17 protein-coding genes are annotated in these 17,564 nt (G+C 69.4%); 10 read left to right on the forward strand and 7 right to left on the reverse strand.

Annotated elements, in window-relative coordinates; translation table 11 throughout:
• Positions 1 to 222: 222 nt before the first annotated feature.
• Positions 223 to 705 carry a hypothetical protein gene (locus DQW50_RS10550; protein WP_112079245.1) on the forward strand — a complete coding sequence of 161 codons (483 nt, stop codon included), beginning with the start codon at positions 223 to 225 and terminating at the stop codon, positions 703 to 705.
• Between the two features lie 27 nt (positions 706 to 732).
• Positions 733 to 1,245, forward strand: a complete 513-nt coding sequence (locus DQW50_RS10555) for a hypothetical protein (RefSeq protein ID WP_241964393.1) — start codon at positions 733 to 735, stop codon at positions 1,243 to 1,245.
• Positions 1,246 to 1,282: 37 nt separating this feature from the next.
• Here DQW50_RS10555 and rad50 read toward each other — a convergent pair whose 3' ends face one another.
• Genes rad50 through DQW50_RS10570 form a run of 3 tightly spaced genes read right to left on the reverse strand, consistent with a single transcriptional unit; the run spans position 1,283 to position 5,804 of the window.
• Entirely contained in the window at positions 1,283 to 3,976 is a 2,694-nt protein-coding gene (gene rad50 / locus DQW50_RS10560) for a DNA double-strand break repair ATPase Rad50 (RefSeq protein ID WP_112079246.1), read from the reverse strand.
• Entirely contained in the window at positions 3,973 to 5,361 is a 1,389-nt protein-coding gene (gene mre11, locus DQW50_RS10565; RefSeq protein ID WP_112079247.1) for a DNA double-strand break repair protein Mre11, read from the reverse strand. Before mre11 ends, rad50 begins: the two co-directional genes overlap by 4 nt.
• A complete protein-coding gene (locus tag DQW50_RS10570) occupies positions 5,358 to 5,804 on the reverse strand; it encodes a hypothetical protein (protein ID WP_241964394.1) in 447 nt (148 codons plus the stop codon). Before DQW50_RS10570 ends, mre11 begins: the two co-directional genes overlap by 4 nt.
• 96 nt (positions 5,805 to 5,900) lie before the next feature.
• On the opposite strand from DQW50_RS10570, the gene DQW50_RS10575 reads away from it, so the two are divergent.
• Positions 5,901 to 7,298, forward strand: a complete 1,398-nt coding sequence (locus DQW50_RS10575; RefSeq protein ID WP_112079248.1) for a serine hydrolase — start codon at positions 5,901 to 5,903, stop codon at positions 7,296 to 7,298.
• Between the two features lie 119 nt (positions 7,299 to 7,417).
• Here the strand turns inward: DQW50_RS10575 and DQW50_RS10580 are convergent, their stop codons facing one another.
• Positions 7,418 to 7,681, reverse strand: a complete 264-nt coding sequence (locus tag DQW50_RS10580) for a helix-turn-helix domain-containing protein (protein WP_112079249.1) — start codon at positions 7,679 to 7,681, stop codon at positions 7,418 to 7,420.
• A gap of 141 nt (positions 7,682 to 7,822) precedes the next feature.
• On the opposite strand from DQW50_RS10580, the gene DQW50_RS10585 reads away from it, so the two are divergent.
• Positions 7,823 to 9,040 (forward strand): proteasome-activating nucleotidase, encoded by a 1,218-nt coding sequence (locus DQW50_RS10585; RefSeq protein ID WP_112079250.1) that lies wholly within the window; start codon positions 7,823 to 7,825, stop codon positions 9,038 to 9,040.
• A 151-nt stretch (positions 9,041 to 9,191) separates the two neighbouring features.
• Positions 9,192 to 9,347: a zinc ribbon domain-containing protein gene (locus DQW50_RS10590; protein WP_112079251.1), complete on the forward strand. Its 156-nt coding sequence runs from the start codon at positions 9,192 to 9,194 to the stop codon at positions 9,345 to 9,347.
• A gap of 13 nt (positions 9,348 to 9,360) precedes the next feature.
• On the opposite strand, the gene DQW50_RS10595 is transcribed toward DQW50_RS10590, so the two are convergent.
• The 3 genes from DQW50_RS10595 to DQW50_RS10605 all read right to left on the reverse strand — a co-directional run bounded on the left by DQW50_RS10595 (position 9,361) and on the right by DQW50_RS10605 (position 10,893).
• The gene (locus tag DQW50_RS10595) at positions 9,361 to 9,813 is read right to left on the reverse strand and encodes a pyridoxamine 5'-phosphate oxidase family protein (RefSeq protein ID WP_112079252.1); all 453 of its coding nucleotides are present in this window, start codon (positions 9,811 to 9,813) and stop codon (positions 9,361 to 9,363) included.
• A gap of 91 nt (positions 9,814 to 9,904) precedes the next feature.
• The gene (locus DQW50_RS10600) at positions 9,905 to 10,057 is read right to left on the reverse strand and encodes a zinc ribbon domain-containing protein (protein WP_112079253.1); all 153 of its coding nucleotides are present in this window, start codon (positions 10,055 to 10,057) and stop codon (positions 9,905 to 9,907) included.
• 167 nt (positions 10,058 to 10,224) lie between these two features.
• A complete protein-coding gene (locus DQW50_RS10605; RefSeq protein ID WP_112079254.1) occupies positions 10,225 to 10,893 on the reverse strand; it encodes a helix-turn-helix domain-containing protein in 669 nt (222 codons plus the stop codon).
• 122 nt (positions 10,894 to 11,015) lie between these two features.
• On the opposite strand from DQW50_RS10605, the gene DQW50_RS10610 reads away from it, so the two are divergent.
• From DQW50_RS10610 to DQW50_RS10630, 5 genes are all read left to right on the forward strand, one after another.
• Positions 11,016 to 11,402, forward strand: a complete 387-nt coding sequence (locus DQW50_RS10610; RefSeq protein WP_112079255.1) for a helix-turn-helix domain-containing protein — start codon at positions 11,016 to 11,018, stop codon at positions 11,400 to 11,402.
• An 86-nt stretch (positions 11,403 to 11,488) separates the two neighbouring features.
• Positions 11,489 to 13,075 (forward strand): PAS domain S-box protein, encoded by a 1,587-nt coding sequence (locus tag DQW50_RS10615; RefSeq protein WP_112079256.1) that lies wholly within the window; start codon positions 11,489 to 11,491, stop codon positions 13,073 to 13,075.
• A gap of 114 nt (positions 13,076 to 13,189) precedes the next feature.
• Positions 13,190 to 15,319 carry an acetate--CoA ligase family protein gene (locus DQW50_RS10620; RefSeq protein WP_112079257.1) on the forward strand — a complete coding sequence of 710 codons (2,130 nt, stop codon included), beginning with the start codon at positions 13,190 to 13,192 and terminating at the stop codon, positions 15,317 to 15,319.
• Positions 15,316 to 16,374 (forward strand): phosphotransacetylase family protein, encoded by a 1,059-nt coding sequence (locus DQW50_RS10625; protein ID WP_112079258.1) that lies wholly within the window; start codon positions 15,316 to 15,318, stop codon positions 16,372 to 16,374. Before DQW50_RS10620 ends, DQW50_RS10625 begins: the two co-directional genes overlap by 4 nt.
• Before the next feature lie 123 nt (positions 16,375 to 16,497).
• On the forward strand, positions 16,498 to 17,559 hold the full coding sequence (locus DQW50_RS10630; RefSeq protein WP_112079259.1) for a hypothetical protein: 1,062 nt from the start codon (positions 16,498 to 16,500) through the stop codon (positions 17,557 to 17,559).
• Positions 17,560 to 17,564: the final 5 nt, after the last annotated feature.

A 17,564-nucleotide genomic window follows, 5' to 3' on the forward strand; every position in this document is an offset into this window, starting at 1 on the left:
CGCCCTCCGGGCGCTCACCGGCACGCCACCGCAGAATCGTTCGTTCCTTCACCTGAATCGAGCGATCCTCGTTCGGATGTGAGAACCGTTCTCTGACACCCCCGACCGATCGGCATCGTACGACGTCTCTTCGGCGCGTCCGTTCGGCGTCCGACCGGGGCGTCCATCCCCGCCACGGGCGGACACACAACCCCTTTGACCCGTCGCGTCGTATCGACGGACGTGTTCTTCGACGAGGACGACGAGGGCGAGGTCTCCTTCGGGGAGAGTTCCGACGCCGAACGCGAGATGACGCCGGACATCCCGAAGGCACCCTCGGTGAAGACGTTCGACGACGACGGCGACTTCTCCGCTGCCGGCGACGTCGATAGCGACACCCTCCGTGCGTTCGTCGTCGCCGTGATCTACGCGAACGTCGCGGTCCTCCTCGTCGCGCTCGGCCCGCTGGTCTGGTACTTCGAGGGGTGGGGGCGGATCGGCGCGGGCCTCCTCGCGGTCGGGCTGGTGGCGGGGGTCCGGACGTACCAGACGTATCGCGCGTGGGACCGGTCGCGCGACGACGACGACGCGGACGAAGCCGGCGAGAACGACGACGACGTGGACGCGGATGCGGGTTCGATCGACGCGGGTACGGGCACGGCGGACGACGACGCGGACGTGGACCCGGCGGCGGCCCCCGACACCGATCGATCCCCGGAACGATAATCCGTGCCGGCGCCGTACCCGCTTCCCATGCAGACGGTCCGCGACGCCGACGGCGACACGTACCTCCTCGTGAAGCGGTCCGGCGAGTCGAGCCGGGTTCGGGATCCCGAGACGGGCGAGGAGCGGTACGTCGCGAACGACGCGCTGGAGGTCGTCGACGGCGAGTCGCCGCTCGCGACCGCCGCAGGCGGAGTACCGGAGCCGGTCCGCCGGACGATCCGGGCGGTCCACGACGACCGGACGCTGGGACTGCTCGTCGAGTTCGTCGACCGGGGGCCGCTATCGGTTCTCGCGCTCGGTGACGCCTACGACATGTGCGAGTCCGACCTCCACGGCCGGCTCGCCGAGTTCCGCGTCGCGGGGCTGATCGAAGAGGCAGACGTGGGCGGTCGCCGGGGATACGCCGCGACGCCGACGGCCGAGGAGGCGGTCCGGCTACTGCGCAGCGAGGGGACGGCAGAGGGGCCAACCGACGACGCGGAGCCGACCGACGACGCGGAACCGACCGACGACTCGGCGCCGGCTGAGGGCGGCTCGTAACGGGTCACCCCCCTCGGCGGTCTCCGTTCGGCCCGGTTCAGTCGTCCGCGAGCGACGCGACGTCGACCCCGGCAGCGTCCTCCCGGGTGACGGTCGACCGGTTCGTTCGCGGGTCCTTCTCGACGGTCACGAGCTCGTCTGCGGCGCCGACCAGCTCGTCGTCGTGGCTCACGATAACGATCTGTTTGACGCCGAACCCGCGCATCTCCTCGACGAGGTCCACGAGCCGGGAGACGTGTCCGGAGTCGAGGAAGACGGTCGGCTCGTCGAGGATGAGCGGCGGCGTCGGCGCGGCCCCCTCGATCCCCTCCGCGAGCAACCGGTAGATCGCACAGCGCAACGAGAGATTGAAGAGCGCCCGTTCCCCGCCGGAGAGCTGTTCGGGATCGAGCGCCTCTCCGTCCTTCTGGTAGACGGTGAGCGCGTACTCGCCGTCGAGTTCGATGTGCGAGTACGCGTCGTTGCCGTACACCAGCTCGAACGTCTCGTTGAGGGTGCGTTCGAGCTCGCGGACGTTGCGCTGGCGGAGCTCCGCACGGAGGTCGCCGTAGGTCGCCTCCAGCTCGGTCGCCTCCTCGTGAAGCGACTCGAGCCCTGCGACGGTCTCGGCGAGCGCTTCGCGTTCCTCTCTGAGCTCCTCTAACGCCTCGATCTCACCTCTCACGCCGCCGATCGCGTTCTGGAGTTCGGTTCGTCGCCCGTCGAGCCGGTCGAGCTCCTCGTCGACCTTCTCGAGGTACTCCTCCGCCTCCCGTTTCCGTTCCGTCGCCGTCTCGACCGCCGCCTCGTCGACCGTCTCCCGCAACGCGTCGCGTCGCTCGCGCTTGTCGGCGAGCCGGTCGCGCCGCTCGTCGTTCACCGCCTCGAGGTTCTGCCGCTTCTCGCGGCGACGCTCGATCGTCGCGTTCAGCTCCTCGACGGTCGACAGCCGGTCCTCGACCACGTTCACCGCCTCGCGGGCGTCCTCGACGGTCGCTAAGGCGTCCTCCAACTCGTCCACGTGCTCGGCGGCTTCCTCGGCCTCCTCGCGTTTCTCCACGGCGACCTCCCGGGTCGATTCGGCCTCCTCACGGAGCTCCGCTGCCCGTTCGCGTTTCTCCGCCACGGCGTCCCGCTTCGATCCGGCCTCCTCGCGTCTCTCCGCGGCTCGTTCCTCGAGGGTCGCGGTCCGCTCGTCGATCCCGTCGAGCCGTTCGGCCGCCTCGACGAGCGCGTCGAGCGACCCGATCCGATCGTCGAGGTCGCTCGCACGCTCGCGGGCGTCCGACAGCTCCGTCTCCAGCTCCGCGACGCGCTCGCGGTCCGCCTCGATCCCCGTCGTGTGGGGAGAGTCTTCGACGGGCTGGCCGCATTCGGGACACTTGTCCGCTGCGAGCAGTTCCTCGGCCTCCGCGACGCGCTCGCGGGCGTTCTTCAGCTCCGCCTCCAGCTCGGCGACCCGCTCGCGGACCTCGCCGTGTCGCTCCCGCAACGTCTCGCGACGCGTCCGCACCTCGTCGCGGTCGACGTCGGCGTCGACCGCCTCGAACCGCCCGCGGAGCGTCTCCGCCTCCGCTTCCAGCTCCTCGATCGCGGACTCGTGCTCCGCAACGGCCGACTCCGCGGCCTCGGCCTCCTCCGCGAGGTCGTCGGCCTCGTCCGTCATCTCCGCTGCGCGGTCGGCGAGGTCGTCGGCCTTCCCCGCGAGGTTCGTCGCCTGGTTGCGGAACGCCTCGGCGTTCACCCGCCGGTCGTCGAGCGACTCGCGGACCTCGGTTTCCCGGTCATCGAGCGCCTCCCGGCGCCTCGCTATCGCCTCGTCGGTCGCCGTCTCGAGGCCGGCCGCGTCGAGCCGCTCGTCGATCCCGGACTCGACCGACTCGATCCGCTCGCGGGTCTCGCGGATCGCCTCCCGGTGCTCGTCGCGTTCGCGTTCCGTCTCGCGGATAGCCGACTCGATCGCGTCGATCTCCTCCTCGAGTTCCGCCAGCTCGGTCCGTTTCTCCGCGTGGGTCGCGAGCGTCTCGGCCGCCTCCGCCCGCGTCTCCTTCGCGCGCTCCCGCTGGTCCTCGTAGCGGTCGATGTCCCCGGTCACCTCGGCGAGGTCGCTCTCGAGCCCGTTGAGCTGTTCGTGGAGGTTCTCGTCCTCCTTGCGTTCGATCCGCGCCTCCTTCTCGTCGAGCACGGCCCGCTTGGCGTTCAGCACGTCCTCCACGCCCAGGCGGGCGTCGCCCGCGCGCTCGCGGTACTCCTCGAGCGTGCCCAGCTGGAGGAGGTCGTCGATCACGTCCTGGCGCCCGCTCGGCGTGGCGTTGATGAGCGCGTTCACCTCGCCCTGTCGGACGTACGCACAGTTGACGAACGCGTCGGCGTCCATCCGGAGGAGCTCGGTCACGAACCGCCGAACCGCCGTCGCGCCGTCGCGCGTCGCGTCGCCGCCGGCAGTCGTCTCGAGCGAGCACGCGTGGTCGACGCGGTCGTCGTACCGTCGGAGCTGTCGCTCGATGTGATAGGCGACCCCGTCGTGGGTGAACCAGAGGTCGACCCCGGTCTCCTCCTCGCCGTTCGTGATCACGTCCTCGAGGGTCCCCTCCAGTGCCTTCGAGCCGTAGAGGGCGAAGAAGCAGGCCTCGAGCAGCGACGACTTGCCGCTACCGTTGATCCCGTGGATGACGGTGACGCCCTCGGAGAGCCGGAGGTCCGCGTCCCCGTACGGCTTGAAGTTCGAGAGCCGGATCCGGTCGAACCTCACAGGTAGTCCTCCATGGAGACCTGTCCGTCCGCCGGCGTCGGCGACTCGGTCGGTTCGTCGTCCGCGTCTTCGCCGTCCCTGCCGTCGCCGGCGTCGTGCTCCGTGTCGATATCGTCGGCGTCGTGCTCCGTGTCGATATCGTCAGCGTCGTCGTCAGCGTCGGCGTCACCGTCCTCGACGACCGTGTCGCCCTCGTCGTCGTCAGCGTCGGTGTCCCCGTCGTCCTCCGTGCCGTCTCCTTCCGTGCCGTCCCCTTCCGTGCCGACGAACGCGCCGGGATCGTCGAGTCGTTCCTCGACGCGGCCCTTCACCGTCTCGCGGACGTTGCTGTCGACGACCGTGTCCGACCGGACCACGTCGTCGACGTCGAGCCCGGCGGACGAGAGCCCCATCCCCTCGATCCGATCGCGGACGGCCGCCTCGGGGTCGGCGAAACTCACGTCGAACTCCTCGTCGGCCTCGACCGTCCGGCGGTCGGTGACGCGCGCGACGAGCGCGCCCTCCGCGTCCGCGAACGCCTCGACCGCCGCCGGGGTGACCGGGTCGCCCTCGCCCGTTATGTCGACGAGGACGACCGCGTCCGCGAGGTCGTGCTCGCGGACCCGCTCGCGGACGCGCGCTTCGCCCTCCCCGGGTCCGAGATCGACGCTCACGAAGACGAACTCCCGGGTGTCGAGCGCGCGCCGGCGGATCCCCACGCGGTCGTCGCCGCCGACTGCCGCCTCGTCGAAGGTGACGAGGTTGTAGCCGCGGCCCTCCCGCTCGCTAGCGCTCGCGCGCTCGGTCGACCCCGGATAGGTGACCCACGTCCCCGCGACCTCGGCGCGGTCGGGGGTGTGGTTGTCGCCGAGGAGCATCGCGTCGAAGTCGACGTCGCTCTCGGCGAGGACGGCCTCGGTGTCCCAGTCCGCGTGCGCGAAGGGCTCGAAGAGACCGTGGGCGACGAGCGCGGCGTAGTCGGCGTCGTGCGGCTCGAACGCGTACTCGAGCTCGTCGCGCCGGGAGACGGGGACGTGGTCGAGCCCGTAGAAGGCGACGTCGCCGACGACGGTCGGCGACCCGTCGAGCCGGGTCGCGAGCCCCAGCCGCTCGAGGAGGTCGAGCCACTGGCCCCCGCGCGTCGACTCGTGGTTCCCCACGACGGCGAGGAAGGGAACGCCGGCGTCGGCGAGCCGACGGAGGACGCCGATCGTCCCCATGAGGTCGGGGAGCTCGGGCCGGCGGTCGTGGAAGAGGTCGCCCGCGTGGACGACGGCGTCGACGTCGTCGTCGACCGCGTCGTCGACGACGGCCCCGAACGCGTCGAGGAAGTCCTGGCGTCTGACCGGCGAGTGGTACTGCTGGTACCCGATGTGGGTGTCGCCGGTGTGGATCACCCGTGTCATCTGGTCGGCGGTTGGCCCGTGTCGGATTTAGGGGTTCCGGGGCGGTCGGGGGCGGCGGCTTCGGGGCGGTCGGGAAGAGTGAGTCCGGGGCGGTCGGGGGTGGCGGCCTCGGAGCGGTCGGGGGCGGTAGCTCCCGACCCGTGGGGCCGGCCGTCGGCTCCCGAGGCTGCGGCCCGGTACCGGCGGTACGCCGCCAGCGCCTCCCGCCCGCGGTCGGCGAGGTCGTCGTCGCCGGCGCGGTCCGCCTCCGCGACCGCCGCGACCAGCCGGTCGAGCCCGACGGACTCGACGAACCCGGCCGCCCGGCGGAGGTCGGACCGGGCGGCGTCCGCCTCGTCTATCACCGCCACGTAGGGGCGGGCGCGGTGTCCGTCCGGGTCGCCAGCGCGGCGAGCGCTCGCTTGACGTCGTCTGTCGAGACCACACGGCGGCTGGGGCGACATGGGAATTAAACCCTCGGACGGCTGGCCAGTCGTCCACCGTCGACCTGCTCGTCGCGCGAGGTTTTTTCCCCACCCGGGTCGGGATCGGTTCACTAGATGACCGAACCCATCCACGAGCTACCGGACGAAACGCGGCGGGAACTCGAATCGTTCGTCACCGACTGGGTCACCGACGACGAGATCCCCGGAGCGAGCGTCGCTATCGTCCGTGACGACCGGATCGTTTACGCCGACGGGTTCGGCGCCCGCGACCTACGCGACAACGCCCCGGCGAGCCGGGACACGCTGTACGGGATCGGGTCGTGTACGAAGTCGTTCACGGCCCTCTCGGTCATGCAACTCGTCGGATCCGGCGACGTCGATCCGGCGGACCCGATCTCGGAGTACGTCCCGTACCTCGACAGCGTCGAGGGCGAGCCGATCACGATACACGAGCTCATGACACACACCTCCGGGATGCCGAGCGACGGGAGCGCGGTCGTCCTCATCGCGCGGTTGATGGGTGCCGACCCGATCGAGGTCCCGCTGAGCAGCGAGCAGGACTTCAGGCGTCACCTCGAGGGCTCCCTCCCGGAGCGCGTCCTCGAGGACGACCGGTTCTTCTACTACAACTCCGGGTTCACCGTCCTGGGTCACCTCGTCGAGGAGGTAACCGGACGCGCGTTCCCGGAGTACGTCGAAGCCGAGGTGTTGGACCCGCTCGGAATGGATCGGTCGACGTTCTCGGCGGACGCCGTCGCCGCCGATGACGACGGGCTCACGCCGTACTATACGGACGACGGGGCGACCGTCGAAGGGGAGTTCCCCGACGACGGGAACCTCCACGCGCCCGGCGGACTGTTGAGTTCCGTGACCGAACTGTCGGCATACCTCCGTATGAACATGAACGGCGGCCGGTACGAGGGGACTGAGCTACTGGATCCCGAGCTGCTCGCCAGGATGTACGAGCGGCACTCGACACGACGGACGACCCTCGACGGGTCGAGGGAGGACTACGGCTACGGGTGGATGATCTCGGACTTGCTCGGCGACACGCTCGTCGGTCACGGCGGGTCGGTCGGCGTTTCGAACGCGTTCGTCGGCTTCCTCGAGGAGGCCGAAATCGGCGTCGCGGTCGCCTGTAACACCAGCACGGAGACACATCCGATGTTCGTGGGTCCCGCCCTGCTGTCGCTCCTCGACGGTACCGACCCGGCGGAAACAGTCCCGATTTTCGCCCTCCGGGAGAAGCTCGGGGCGGTGACCGGGGAGTACGAGTCGTATCGGGGGATCCAGTCGGCAACGGTCGATCGGCGGGGCGGGATGCTCGAACTGACGCTGTCGACGGAGCTATCGAGCCAGACGTATCAACTCGTTCCCGAATCGTTGGATCCCACCGAGTACCTGTTCTATACGGTTGCCGAATCGGGCCACCGGATCCCAGTCGAGTTCCGACGCGAAGACGACGGGCTCTCGATGACGATCCAGCGGTGGCGGCTTCACTCCCGGGAGTGACACACCGACGATCGCGTCGTCGCCACGCCGATCGATCGGCAACCTCGTTTCCACTGCCGGGCGGACACGATCTCTCTCACGTCTTCCCCCTCACGTCTGTCCCCGGTACAGCGTTCGACTCACACAGCTAGCGAATACAGCCGCTTCCGGGCGTCGGTGAACGAGAACCGGGCGTCGATCACGTCCTCCTCCTCGAGCCGGGAGAGCGCGTACCGGACGGTCCGCGGCGGGAGGAGCGTCTCCTCGGCGAGCTGGCTCTGGGTCAGCGTGTCGTTGTAATCGAGGACCTTCGCGACGAGCTTGGCGCTCGGTGGCAGGTCGCGAACGGGCTCCCAGCGGTCCGAAACGTCCTCGTCGGCTGCGACGGGTTCCGTGGTGCTCATGCGTGGCCATCAGTAATTCATGCCGTTAAATAATATTTACTATCCTCTTTTATTACTATTGGGCATTCATTCTCCCGACGGGGCGGGTCCCGAGTGCCCCCACCCGAAACCTCTTATCCGCGAGACGCTTTATCCTCGACAATGAGCGACACCGTCGACGACGTCGACATGCCCTACGACGAGGGGTCGGCGTCGAGACAGGAGAAGATCGAGACCCTCCAGGAACGCCTGGAGGTTCTCGAGACCCAGAACGAAGAGATGCGCGACAAGCTCCTCGACGCGAACGCCGAGAACAACAAGTACCAACAGAAGCTCGAGCGGCTCACCCACGAGAACAAGAAGCTCAAGCAGTCGCCGCTGTTCGTGGCCACCGTCCAGGAGCTCACGGAGGACGGCGCGGTGATCAAGCAGCACGGCAACAACCAGGAGGCGCTGACGGAGATCACCGACGAGATGCGCGAGGAGATCGACCCCGACGACCGCGTCGCGGTCAACAACTCGCTTTCCGTCGTCAAGAAACTCGAGAAGGAGACGGACGTCAGGGCTCGCGTCATGCAGGTCGAACACTCCCCCGACGTCACGTACAACGACATCGGCGGGCTCGAAGAGCAGATGCAGGAGGTGCGCGAGACCGTCGAGATGCCGCTCGAACACCCCGAGATGTTCGAAGACGTCGGGATCACGCCGCCCAGCGGCGTCCTCCTGTACGGCCCGCCGGGAACCGGCAAGACGATGCTGGCGAAGGCGGTCGCCAACGAGACCGACGCCACGTTCATCAAGATGGCCGGCTCCGAGCTGGTCCACAAGTTCATCGGGGAGGGCGCGAAGCTCGTCCGCGACCTGTTCGAGGTCGCCCGCGAGAACCAGCCCGCCGTCCTCTTCATCGACGAGATCGACGCGATCGCCTCCAAGCGGACGGACTCGAAGACGAGCGGCGACGCCGAGGTCCAGCGCACGATGATGCAGTTGCTCTCGGAGATGGACGGCTTCGACGAGCGCGGCGAGGTCCGGATCATCGCCGCCACCAACCGGTTCGACATGCTCGACCCCGCCATCCTCCGGCCCGGCCGCTTCGACCGGCTCATCGAGGTCCCAAAACCCGACACCGCCGGCCGGGAGATCATCTTCCAGATCCACACCCGCAAGATGAACCTCGCCGACGGGATCGACTTCACCGAACTCGCCGCCATGGTCGAGGACGCCTCCGGCGCGGACATCAAGGCGATCTGTACCGAGGCGGGGATGTTCGCGATCCGCGACGACCGGACGCAGGTCACGCTCGAGGACTTCCTCGAGGCCTACGAGAAGCTCCAGGAAACCGACGACACCGGCGCCGACGACTCGCTCGCGTTCGCGTGATCGACCGGTCAGCGTCGAGTACTTCTCTCGATCCGATCGAGCTGTCGCCGACCGAGCCGTCGCAGACCGAGCAGGCGTCCGCCGGGCGAACGAATCGAAAGGCAGTGGTTTATGTCGAGCGCCGTCGTGCCCCGATCAACGAGGGACCATCGTGACGACCGAAGAGTTCTCGTGTCCGGGCTGTGACCAGACCATCGAGGTGAACGACGAGATGCGCGAGACCATTCTCGAGGTCGGCTGTCCGGTCTGTACGGCCGTCGTGAGTCCGGACGACTTCGTCCAGATCTCGTCCGGCAGTTCTTCCTGAGGGCCCGTTCTCGCTACTCGTCGCGGTCGACGGTGACCGTCCGGCCGGTCAGTCGGTCGGGGGCGAGCCGGTAGAGCTGGATGTCGAGAGCGGGCTTGTCGTCCGCCCAGATCTCGAAGAGCGGGCGGCGGGTCTCGCCGTACTGGGCGATCCGCTCGGGGGTGAGTTCGGCGGGGTCGACACGCTCGAGCGTCCCGACGGCGACGACGCTCGTGTAGGCGTCGCCGTCCTCCTCGTACACCACGATCCGAGCGTCGGGATCGGAGCCGAGGAACTCGCGCTTCTCGCTGTCGACGGTCGAAACCAGTCGCAGGAACGTCTCGCGTGTGTCCCCGTCGTAGCCGTAGGAGATCGGGATCGCGTACGGGGCGTCGTCGCGGGCGAGCGAGAGCACGCCGGTCTCGTGGCGGGCGAGGAACGCGTCGATCGCCGACGTGGACATCTCGGTCTCGCGCTTCGTCGTCATACCCTACGTCTCGACATACGGGGGGATAAACCACACGAGACCGACCGACGGCCGCGGCGCTCGCCGGGCTGGAGGCCGTCTCGCCGGCGGGTCACTCCACCGTCGGGGCGGTGAGGTCGGCGTCGACGACGGGCGCGCCGCAGACGACACAGCCGGCTTCGAGCAACGCCTCCCGCATCGCGTCGTCCACCTCGAAGGAGTGGCGACACTCCGGGCAGACGAACGTGTGTGTGGGTGTCGTCATGGATACGGATAGCACGGGCGTTCCTATCAAACGATCATCGAGTTCTCACGCCGTCAGAATCCGACCCGGCCGAGCACGGTCGCGACGTCGTCAGTCGAGCACGGTCGCGACGTCGTCAGTCGAGCACGGTCGCGGGCGTCGTCAGTCGAGCACGGTCGCGGGCGTCGTCAGTCGAGCACGGTCGCGAGGATCTTCCGTTGGGCGGCAGCGATGTGCTCGCTGAACGTCGACCGATCGATGCCGAGGTCCGCCGCGACCTCGCCCGCGTTCGCACCCTTCGGGTGATCGAAGTAGCCGGCGTCGTACGCCGCCGAGAGGACCTCCCGCTGTCGTTCCGTCAGTTCACTCCGGTCGAAGGTGACCGGGTCGCTCTCCTCGGGCGTCGTCGACGACTGTAACAGCCGAAGCACCTGCATGTCCGCACACGACTCCTGGAGTTCCTCGAGGACCGTCCGCAGCGTCGGGAGGTCCGTCGCGTGAAACGTCACGAGGAGCCGACCGTCGCGGACCGCCGTCTCCGTCGCCGGGACCCCGTGGCGGTCGAGCACCGAGAACGGCGACTCGTCCACGCAGGGCACCTCGAACCGGTATGCCGCCTTCCGGCCGTAGTCGAACACCGTCTCGACGTTCTCGGGGACGTCGAGGTCGGCGTCGGCGAGGAACTCGATGACGACGGTGTCGCCGTCGGGAGCCTCGTCCCCGTCGGCCACGGCCGACGCGGGGGTAACCCGACTCCGCGCCACGCTGTAGATCGGGATCGACCCGTCGACGACGCCGTCGAACGGCGACGGCGACACCGTCGGCAGCGAGACCTCCGCCCTGATACCGGCTCCCATCGTTCGTTACTCCCCGCCACCGGACAAAACGTTGGTGGCCCGTCGCGCTCGCGGGGTGTCGTATAAAACACCCCGCATATACAGGGACGGGGTTCGGGGGGATAGAGCCCCGATCGGTAGGTATGAAACGCAACCCGTCCCGCGTGGGTGGACCGACGACGCTGACGGAGGCCGACGACCTGGATACGGCGTTCGACGCGCTCTCGGACGCCGACTGCCGGCGGATCCTCGCCACGGTGGACGAGCCGATGACCACGAGCGAGATCGCCGACGACTGCGACATCGCGCTCTCGACGGCGTATCGCAAAGTCGAGCGACTGAGCGAGACCCCGCTTCTCACCGAGGGAGTCCGGTTCGACCCCGACGGCGACCACGCAGCCGAGTACTCGCGGGGAGTCACCGACGCCACCGTCGAACTCACCGACGCCGGCGTCCGGCTGACGGTGGAATCCGAAGCGATCGACGCCATCGGTACAGCCTTCGACACACCGGAGATCTCGGCCGACTGAACCGGAACGACCGACGACGCGGTTCGTTTTCGATCCTGAGAACTGGACGACTACGGTTATATATCCCTTTCGCGGAACGTCCCCGTATGACCGGTCCGCCGGACGCCGCCACCCTCCTCGATCTCACTCGGGAGACGGTCGCCGTGACCGACGGGGAGGGCGTCTTCAGCTACCTCAACGCGGCGGCCGGCAACCTCCTCGGCTTCGATAGGGACGACCTCGTGGGCCAGAACGTCTTCGAGCTCGTCCATCCGGACGACGAGCCCCGGTTCCGGACGGTCTTCGCCGACGTCGTCGACGGCGGCGTCTCCCCGCGGGAACCGTCCGAACTCCGGTACGGGACCGCCCACGGCGACTGGCTCTGGGTACAGGTCGATCTGTACCCGCCCGAGGAGACCGGCATCGACGGATACGTGTTGAGCCTGCGGGACGTTACCGAGGAGGTCGAGTCGATCCGTCGGCTGGAGACGATCGTCTCGAAGTCGCCGGACGTCCTCTGGATGTTCGACGCCGACTGGTCGGAGCTGTTGTTCGTCAACGGATCCATCGCGGACGTGTTCGGCCTGACGGCGGGCGAACTCCGTGTTCACCCTCGGCGGTTCCTCGAAGTCGTCTACCCCGGCGATCGCCCGTTCGTCGAACGCGCGATGGCCCGGCTCTCGGCCGGCGAGACGGTGCGGATCGACTACCGGGTCGTGCCGTCCGAGGGGGAGATCAAGTGGCTCCGTGTGCCCGGCGAGCCGGTCTACGCCGACGACGGCGACGAGATCGTCGCGGTGGTCGGGTTCGCCCGCGACGTCACCGACGAGTACCGACGCAATCGCCAGCTCACGGTGATGGACAACCTGTTGCGTCACACCGTCCGCAACGACATGAACGTCGTGATGGGGACCGCAGCGCGGATCGCCGACCGGACGACCGGACGGCCGGCGGCGGACGCCGAAACGATCCGGGGGGTCGCCGAGGAGTTGCTCGAGACCGCGGAGAAACAGCGGGACGTGATCGATCTGCTGGGGCGAGGCGGCTCGCCCGGCCCGACCGCGGTCGAACCGATCGTGCGGGACGCGGTCGACGCGGTGCGGGCTGAGGAGCCGACCGGCGAGCTCTCCGTCTCGTGTCCCGCCGACCCGGTCGTGCTCGCGATCGACGACCTCGAGTACGCCGTCGTCGAACTCGTCGAGAACGCGGTCGACCACGCCGAGTCGACCCCCGTCGTCCACGTCGAGGTCGACGTCTCCGACGACACCGTGGAGATCGCGGTCCGGGACAACTGTCCACCGATCCCGGCCGAACAGCGCAGGGTGATCACCGACGAGTGGGAGATGGACCACCTCAGACACACCGTCGGAATGGGGTTGTGGCTGGTGTACTGGGTCGCCGACCGCTCCGGGGGCGAACTCGCCTTCGACAGGCATCCCGACGGGAACGTCGTCTCCCTCTCGCTCCCGAGGGCGTCCGCCACCGCACTCGACGATGCTCCGGTCGCAGACGACGTGGGACGCGACGGGATAACGGCAGGGAGCGGAACGCCTCGAACGAGCGGGAACGTCACTGACGGCGGGAACGTCGCTGACGGCGGGGACGTTGTGGACGACAGGGAGACAGCCGCGGACGGGAGCGGTCCCGGTTCGGGACGCGAACGGGACTCCGGGGGCGGGGTCGCCCCCGAGTGACGGGCGGGACTCGACCCGTCGCGTCGACCGGCGTTCCCCGAACGGTAGCGTGGATTCTCGGCCCCGGGAATCAGTCACCGTCATTAAAGCCGTGGTCCCCGTAGACGGGAGACGATGGGTACGCTCAACGAACTGTTCGACCCGGACCGGGTCGCGGTCGTCGGCGCGACGGCCCGCGAGGGGGCGGTCGGCCGCGCCGTCACGTCGAACCTGCTCGCGGACTTCGACGGCGAGACGGTTCCCGTCAACCCGAACTACGACGAGGTGCTCGGGACGCCCTGCGTCGACGAGGTCGGCGACGCCGACGCCGACGTCGCGGTCGTCGTCGTTCCCCCCTCGATCGTGTTGGACGCCATCGAGGCGTGCGGCGAGGCGGGGGTCGGCAACGTCGTCGTGATCACCGCGGGGTTCGGCGAGACGGGCCAGGACGGCGCGGCACGCGAGCGCCGCCTCGCCGAGATCGCCGACGAACACGAGTTGAACCTCGTCGGCCCCAACAGCCTCGGGATCATGTCGACGCCCTCGGGCATGAACGCCACGTTCGGCCCCGAGAACGCCCTGCCCGGCGGGCTCTCCTTCATGAGCCAGTCGGGTGCGTTCGTCACCGCGGTCCTCGACTGGGCCAACGACAACGGCGTGGGGTTCAAAGACGTCGTCTCGCTCGGGAACAAGGCCGTGTTGGACGAGACCGACTTCGTCGACCACTGGGGCGACGACGAGGGGACCGACGTGATCATCGGCTACCTCGAGGGGATCGAGGACGGCCGCGGGTTCATCGAGACCGCCCGTGAGACCGCCGCCGACACCCCGATCGTGGCCGTGAAGTCCGGTCGGACGAGTGCGGGCGCGCAGGCCGCGTCCTCACACACCGGCACGCTCGCCGGCTCCGAGAAGGCCTACGAGGCGGGTCTCGACCAGGCGGGCGTCATCCGCGCGGAGTCGGTCGACGAGCTGTTCGACGCCGCGGGCATCCTCGGTAGCCAGCCCCTTCCCGACACCGACAGCGTCGCGATCGTCACGAACGCCGGCGGCCCGGGCGTGATGGCGACGGACGCGGTCGGCGACGCCGGCCTCGAGCTTGCCTCCTTCACGGCCGAGACCACCGACGCGCTCCGCGAGTCGATGCCCGACGGGGCGAACGTCCACAACCCCGTCGACGTGATCGGCGACGCGGACGTCGACCGGTTCCGCGAGGCGCTCGAGACCGTCCTCGCCGACGGGGACGTCGGGGCTGGGCTGGTGTTGGCCGCGCCGACCGCGACGCTCCAGTTCGACGAGCTGGGCGAGGCGGTGCGCGAGACCGTCGCGAACGTCGACGCGCCGGTGGCCGCCTGCCTGATGGGCGGCGACCGGACCCGCGAGCCGAAACGGAAGCTCCAAGAAGCGGGGATCCCCTGCTACTTCGATCCCGCCCGCGGGATCGAGAGCCTCGCGACGCTCGCGGAGTACCGCGACATCAGAGCGCGCGAGTACGCCCAGCCGATGTCGTTCGACGTCGACCGCGAGCGCGCCCGCGAGGTGCTCTCGTCGGTCCGTGACCGCGACGACAACCGCCTCGGCGTGGAGGCGATGGCGCTGCTCGACGCCTACGGCATCCCCACCCCGACCGGCGAGATCGTCGGCTCGCCGACGCGCGCGAGCGAGGTCGCAGCCGGGATCGACGGCGACGTGGTCATGAAGATCGTCTCGCCGGACATCCTACACAAATCCGACATCGGCGGCGTCGCGGTCGGCGTCGCCGACGCGGACGTGGCCGACACCTACGAAGACCTGATCACTCGCGCGCGGAACTACCAGCCGGACGCGACGATCCTCGGCGTCCAGGTCCAGGAGATGGTCGACCTCGACGACGGCGTCGAGACCATCGTCGGGATGAACCGGGACCCGCAGTTCGGCCCGCTCGTGATGTTCGGACTCGGCGGGATCTTCGTGGAGGTGATGGAGGACACCGCCTTCCGCGTCGCGCCGGTCTCCGAGCCCGAAGCGCGCGGGATGACCGAGGAGATCCGCTCGGCGCCGCTGTTGCGCGGGGCACGCGGGCGCGACCCGGTCGACGTCGACGCCGTGATCGACACGATCGGCCGGCTCTCACAACTCGTCACCGACTTCCCCGCGATCATGGAACTCGACATCAACCCGCTCGTCGCGCTGCCCGACGACGACGGCGGCGCGAACGCCGCCGCCGTCGACGTGCGACTCACCGTCGACCCGGAGGAACTCGACTTCGAGGAACCCAACCAATGACAGACACCACCACACTCGTCACTGCGACCGGAGAAGGCACGGGAAAGACCGCGATCACCCTCGCGCTCGCGCGACTCACGGCCGACCGCGACGGGAGCGTCGGATACATGAAACCGAAGGGCACCCGCCTTCAGTCGAACGTCGGCAAGACGCTCGACCGCGACCCGATGCTCGCCCGGGAGGTGCTCGACCTGGACGCCGAGATGCACCAGATGGAGCCCGTCGTCTACTCGCCGACGTTCGTCGAGGGCGCGATCCGCGGGACCGAGGACCCGACCGCCCTCCGCGAACGGATCCGCGAGGAGTTCGACGAGCTCGCAGCCGACCGCGACCACATGTTCGTCGAGGGCGGCGGCGACTGGACCACCGGGGGCGTGGTCGACCTCACCGACGTCGACGTCGCCGACCTGCTCGACGCCCGGGTCGTCCTCGTGGCGGAGTACGGGACGCCGGCCGACCTCGACCGGGTCCTCGCCGCCGCCGACGCGTTCGGCGACCGGCTCGCGGGCGTCGTCTTCAACAAGGTGGGCGACACCGCCTTCGATTCGCTCGATCACGACGGCATCCCGTTCCTCGAGTCCCGCGGTATCCCGGTGTTCGGGGCGCTCCCCCACGAGAAGGAGCTCGCGGGCGTCACCGTCGCGGACCTCGCCGACGAGCTCGGCGCGGAGCTCCTGACCGAGGGCCCCATGGACGCGTTCGTCGAGCGATTCCTCGTCGGCGCGATGGGCGGCGACGAGGCGCTACGGCACTTCCGGCGCGCCCGCGACGCCGCGGTGATCACCGGCGGCGACCGTGCGGACGTCCAGGCCGCCGCCCTCGACGCCTCCGGCGTCAAGTGTCTCGTGCTCACCGGCGGTCACCGGCCCTCGGGCGCGGTACTCGGCCGGGCCGCGGAGGCCGGGACGGCCGTGCTCGCGATGAACACCGACACCGCGACGGCGATAGACCGGGTGGAGGCGGTGATACGCGGCGGCCGGACCCGCGACGCCCGAACTGTCGACCGGATGGCGGAGCTGCTCACTGCGCACGCGGACCTCGACGCGATCGTCTGAGCGTCCCCGACGAACGCGGTCGTCTGAACGTCCCCGACGAGGGACGACGACGTCGACGAAGCCGACCCCAGATCGGGTGAACGTCTGACGTACTGTTTTCACGATGGGAGACGAGGGGGGCGTATGACTAGTCTCTCGGAGGCGTACGGGGGGAAAGGGCGCTCCGAGGTCGACCCGCGGCGGCTGTCGCTCGGTGCGGGGCTGTTCGGCGGCGGCACGCTACTTCTCGTCGTGGGGATCCTCGTGGCCGCGGAGGTGGTCGTCCCGAGCGGGTACAGTTCGGGGGCTGCGAGACGTCTCGGCGGGATCCTCGGCGGCATCGGCGTCCCGCTCGTCACGCTCGGCGTGATGGCCGTCCTGCCGGCCGACCGGCGCACCCGGGCAGCGGCCGTCGTCGGGGCAGCGATCATGACGCTCGGCGTGGCGCTGTTCTCGCAGGCGTACCCGAACCACTGGGTCGGCGGCCCGCGCCCGGAGCTCGTGGACCTCACGCTCCCGACGGCGGGCGTCTACTTCCTCGGGGCGGCGACCACGATGTGGTGCGTGTTCGTCGGCGTCGCCAACTTCAAGACCCGCAACGACCCGGGCGGGACGGTGACGATGGAGGTGACCCACAAGGGCGAGACCAAGGTCATCGAGGTCGACCGCGACCAGGTTCGAGGGCTCGGCGGCGGGGTCGGGCTACTGGGTGGGACGCCCGACGGCGACGTCGAGACGCAGACGAACCGGTCGGACGCACCGACGGGTTCCGGTGCGGACGGCGGCAGGTCGACCCAGAGCGGTGGGATCGGCGGCTCGGCCTCGGGCGGCGGGGTCGGCGGCTCGGCCCCGAGCGGTGGGGTCGGCGGCTCGCTCGGCACGCCGTCGGCGGCCCCGTCGGGTCGCAGCGACGGCGGGAGCTCGGCGACCGACCTCTCCTCGCCGCTGGACGGCAGTGGGTCGGGCGGGGATGATGGCCCCGCATCGACCGTTCCGACACCCGACACGCCGACGGCCCCGAACGGTTCACGGGGTCGGTCACCGGAGGAGAACGCCGTCGCACGCGACGGTCCCGGCGACACCTACTGCGGGAACTGCGCGGAGTTCGACTACGTCCGGACCGACGACGGGATACAGCCGTACTGCGGCCACTACGACGAGCTGATGGACGACATGGAGGCGTGCGAGCAGTGGACGCCGCGGTGACCGTC

This window comes from Halorubrum sp. 48-1-W, from assembly GCF_003287355.1.
Lineage (GTDB): Archaea > Halobacteriota > Halobacteria > Halobacteriales > Haloferacaceae > Halorubrum.

Excerpts from the sequence above, each read along its gene's own strand:
- DQW50_RS10555 (WP_241964393.1), top strand. The coding sequence starts at position 733 with ATGCAGACGGTCCGCGACGCCGACGGCGACACGTACCTCCTCGTGAAG.
- mre11 (WP_112079247.1), bottom strand. The coding sequence starts at position 5,361 with ATGACACGGGTGATCCACACCGGCGACACCCACATCGGGTACCAGCAG.
- DQW50_RS10570 (WP_241964394.1), bottom strand. The coding sequence starts at position 5,804 with ATGTCGCCCCAGCCGCCGTGTGGTCTCGACAGACGACGTCAAGCGAGC.
- DQW50_RS10575 (WP_112079248.1), top strand. The coding sequence starts at position 5,901 with ATGACCGAACCCATCCACGAGCTACCGGACGAAACGCGGCGGGAACTC.
- DQW50_RS10580 (WP_112079249.1), bottom strand. The coding sequence starts at position 7,681 with ATGAGCACCACGGAACCCGTCGCAGCCGACGAGGACGTTTCGGACCGC.
- DQW50_RS10585 (WP_112079250.1), top strand. The coding sequence starts at position 7,823 with ATGAGCGACACCGTCGACGACGTCGACATGCCCTACGACGAGGGGTCG.
- DQW50_RS10595 (WP_112079252.1), bottom strand. The coding sequence starts at position 9,813 with ATGACGACGAAGCGCGAGACCGAGATGTCCACGTCGGCGATCGACGCG.
- DQW50_RS10600 (WP_112079253.1), bottom strand. The coding sequence starts at position 10,057 with ATGACGACACCCACACACACGTTCGTCTGCCCGGAGTGTCGCCACTCC.
- DQW50_RS10605 (WP_112079254.1), bottom strand. The coding sequence starts at position 10,893 with ATGGGAGCCGGTATCAGGGCGGAGGTCTCGCTGCCGACGGTGTCGCCG.
- DQW50_RS10610 (WP_112079255.1), top strand. The coding sequence starts at position 11,016 with ATGAAACGCAACCCGTCCCGCGTGGGTGGACCGACGACGCTGACGGAG.
- DQW50_RS10615 (WP_112079256.1), top strand. The coding sequence starts at position 11,489 with ATGACCGGTCCGCCGGACGCCGCCACCCTCCTCGATCTCACTCGGGAG.
- DQW50_RS10620 (WP_112079257.1), top strand. The coding sequence starts at position 13,190 with ATGGGTACGCTCAACGAACTGTTCGACCCGGACCGGGTCGCGGTCGTC.
- DQW50_RS10625 (WP_112079258.1), top strand. The coding sequence starts at position 15,316 with ATGACAGACACCACCACACTCGTCACTGCGACCGGAGAAGGCACGGGA.
- DQW50_RS10630 (WP_112079259.1), top strand. The coding sequence starts at position 16,498 with ATGACTAGTCTCTCGGAGGCGTACGGGGGGAAAGGGCGCTCCGAGGTC.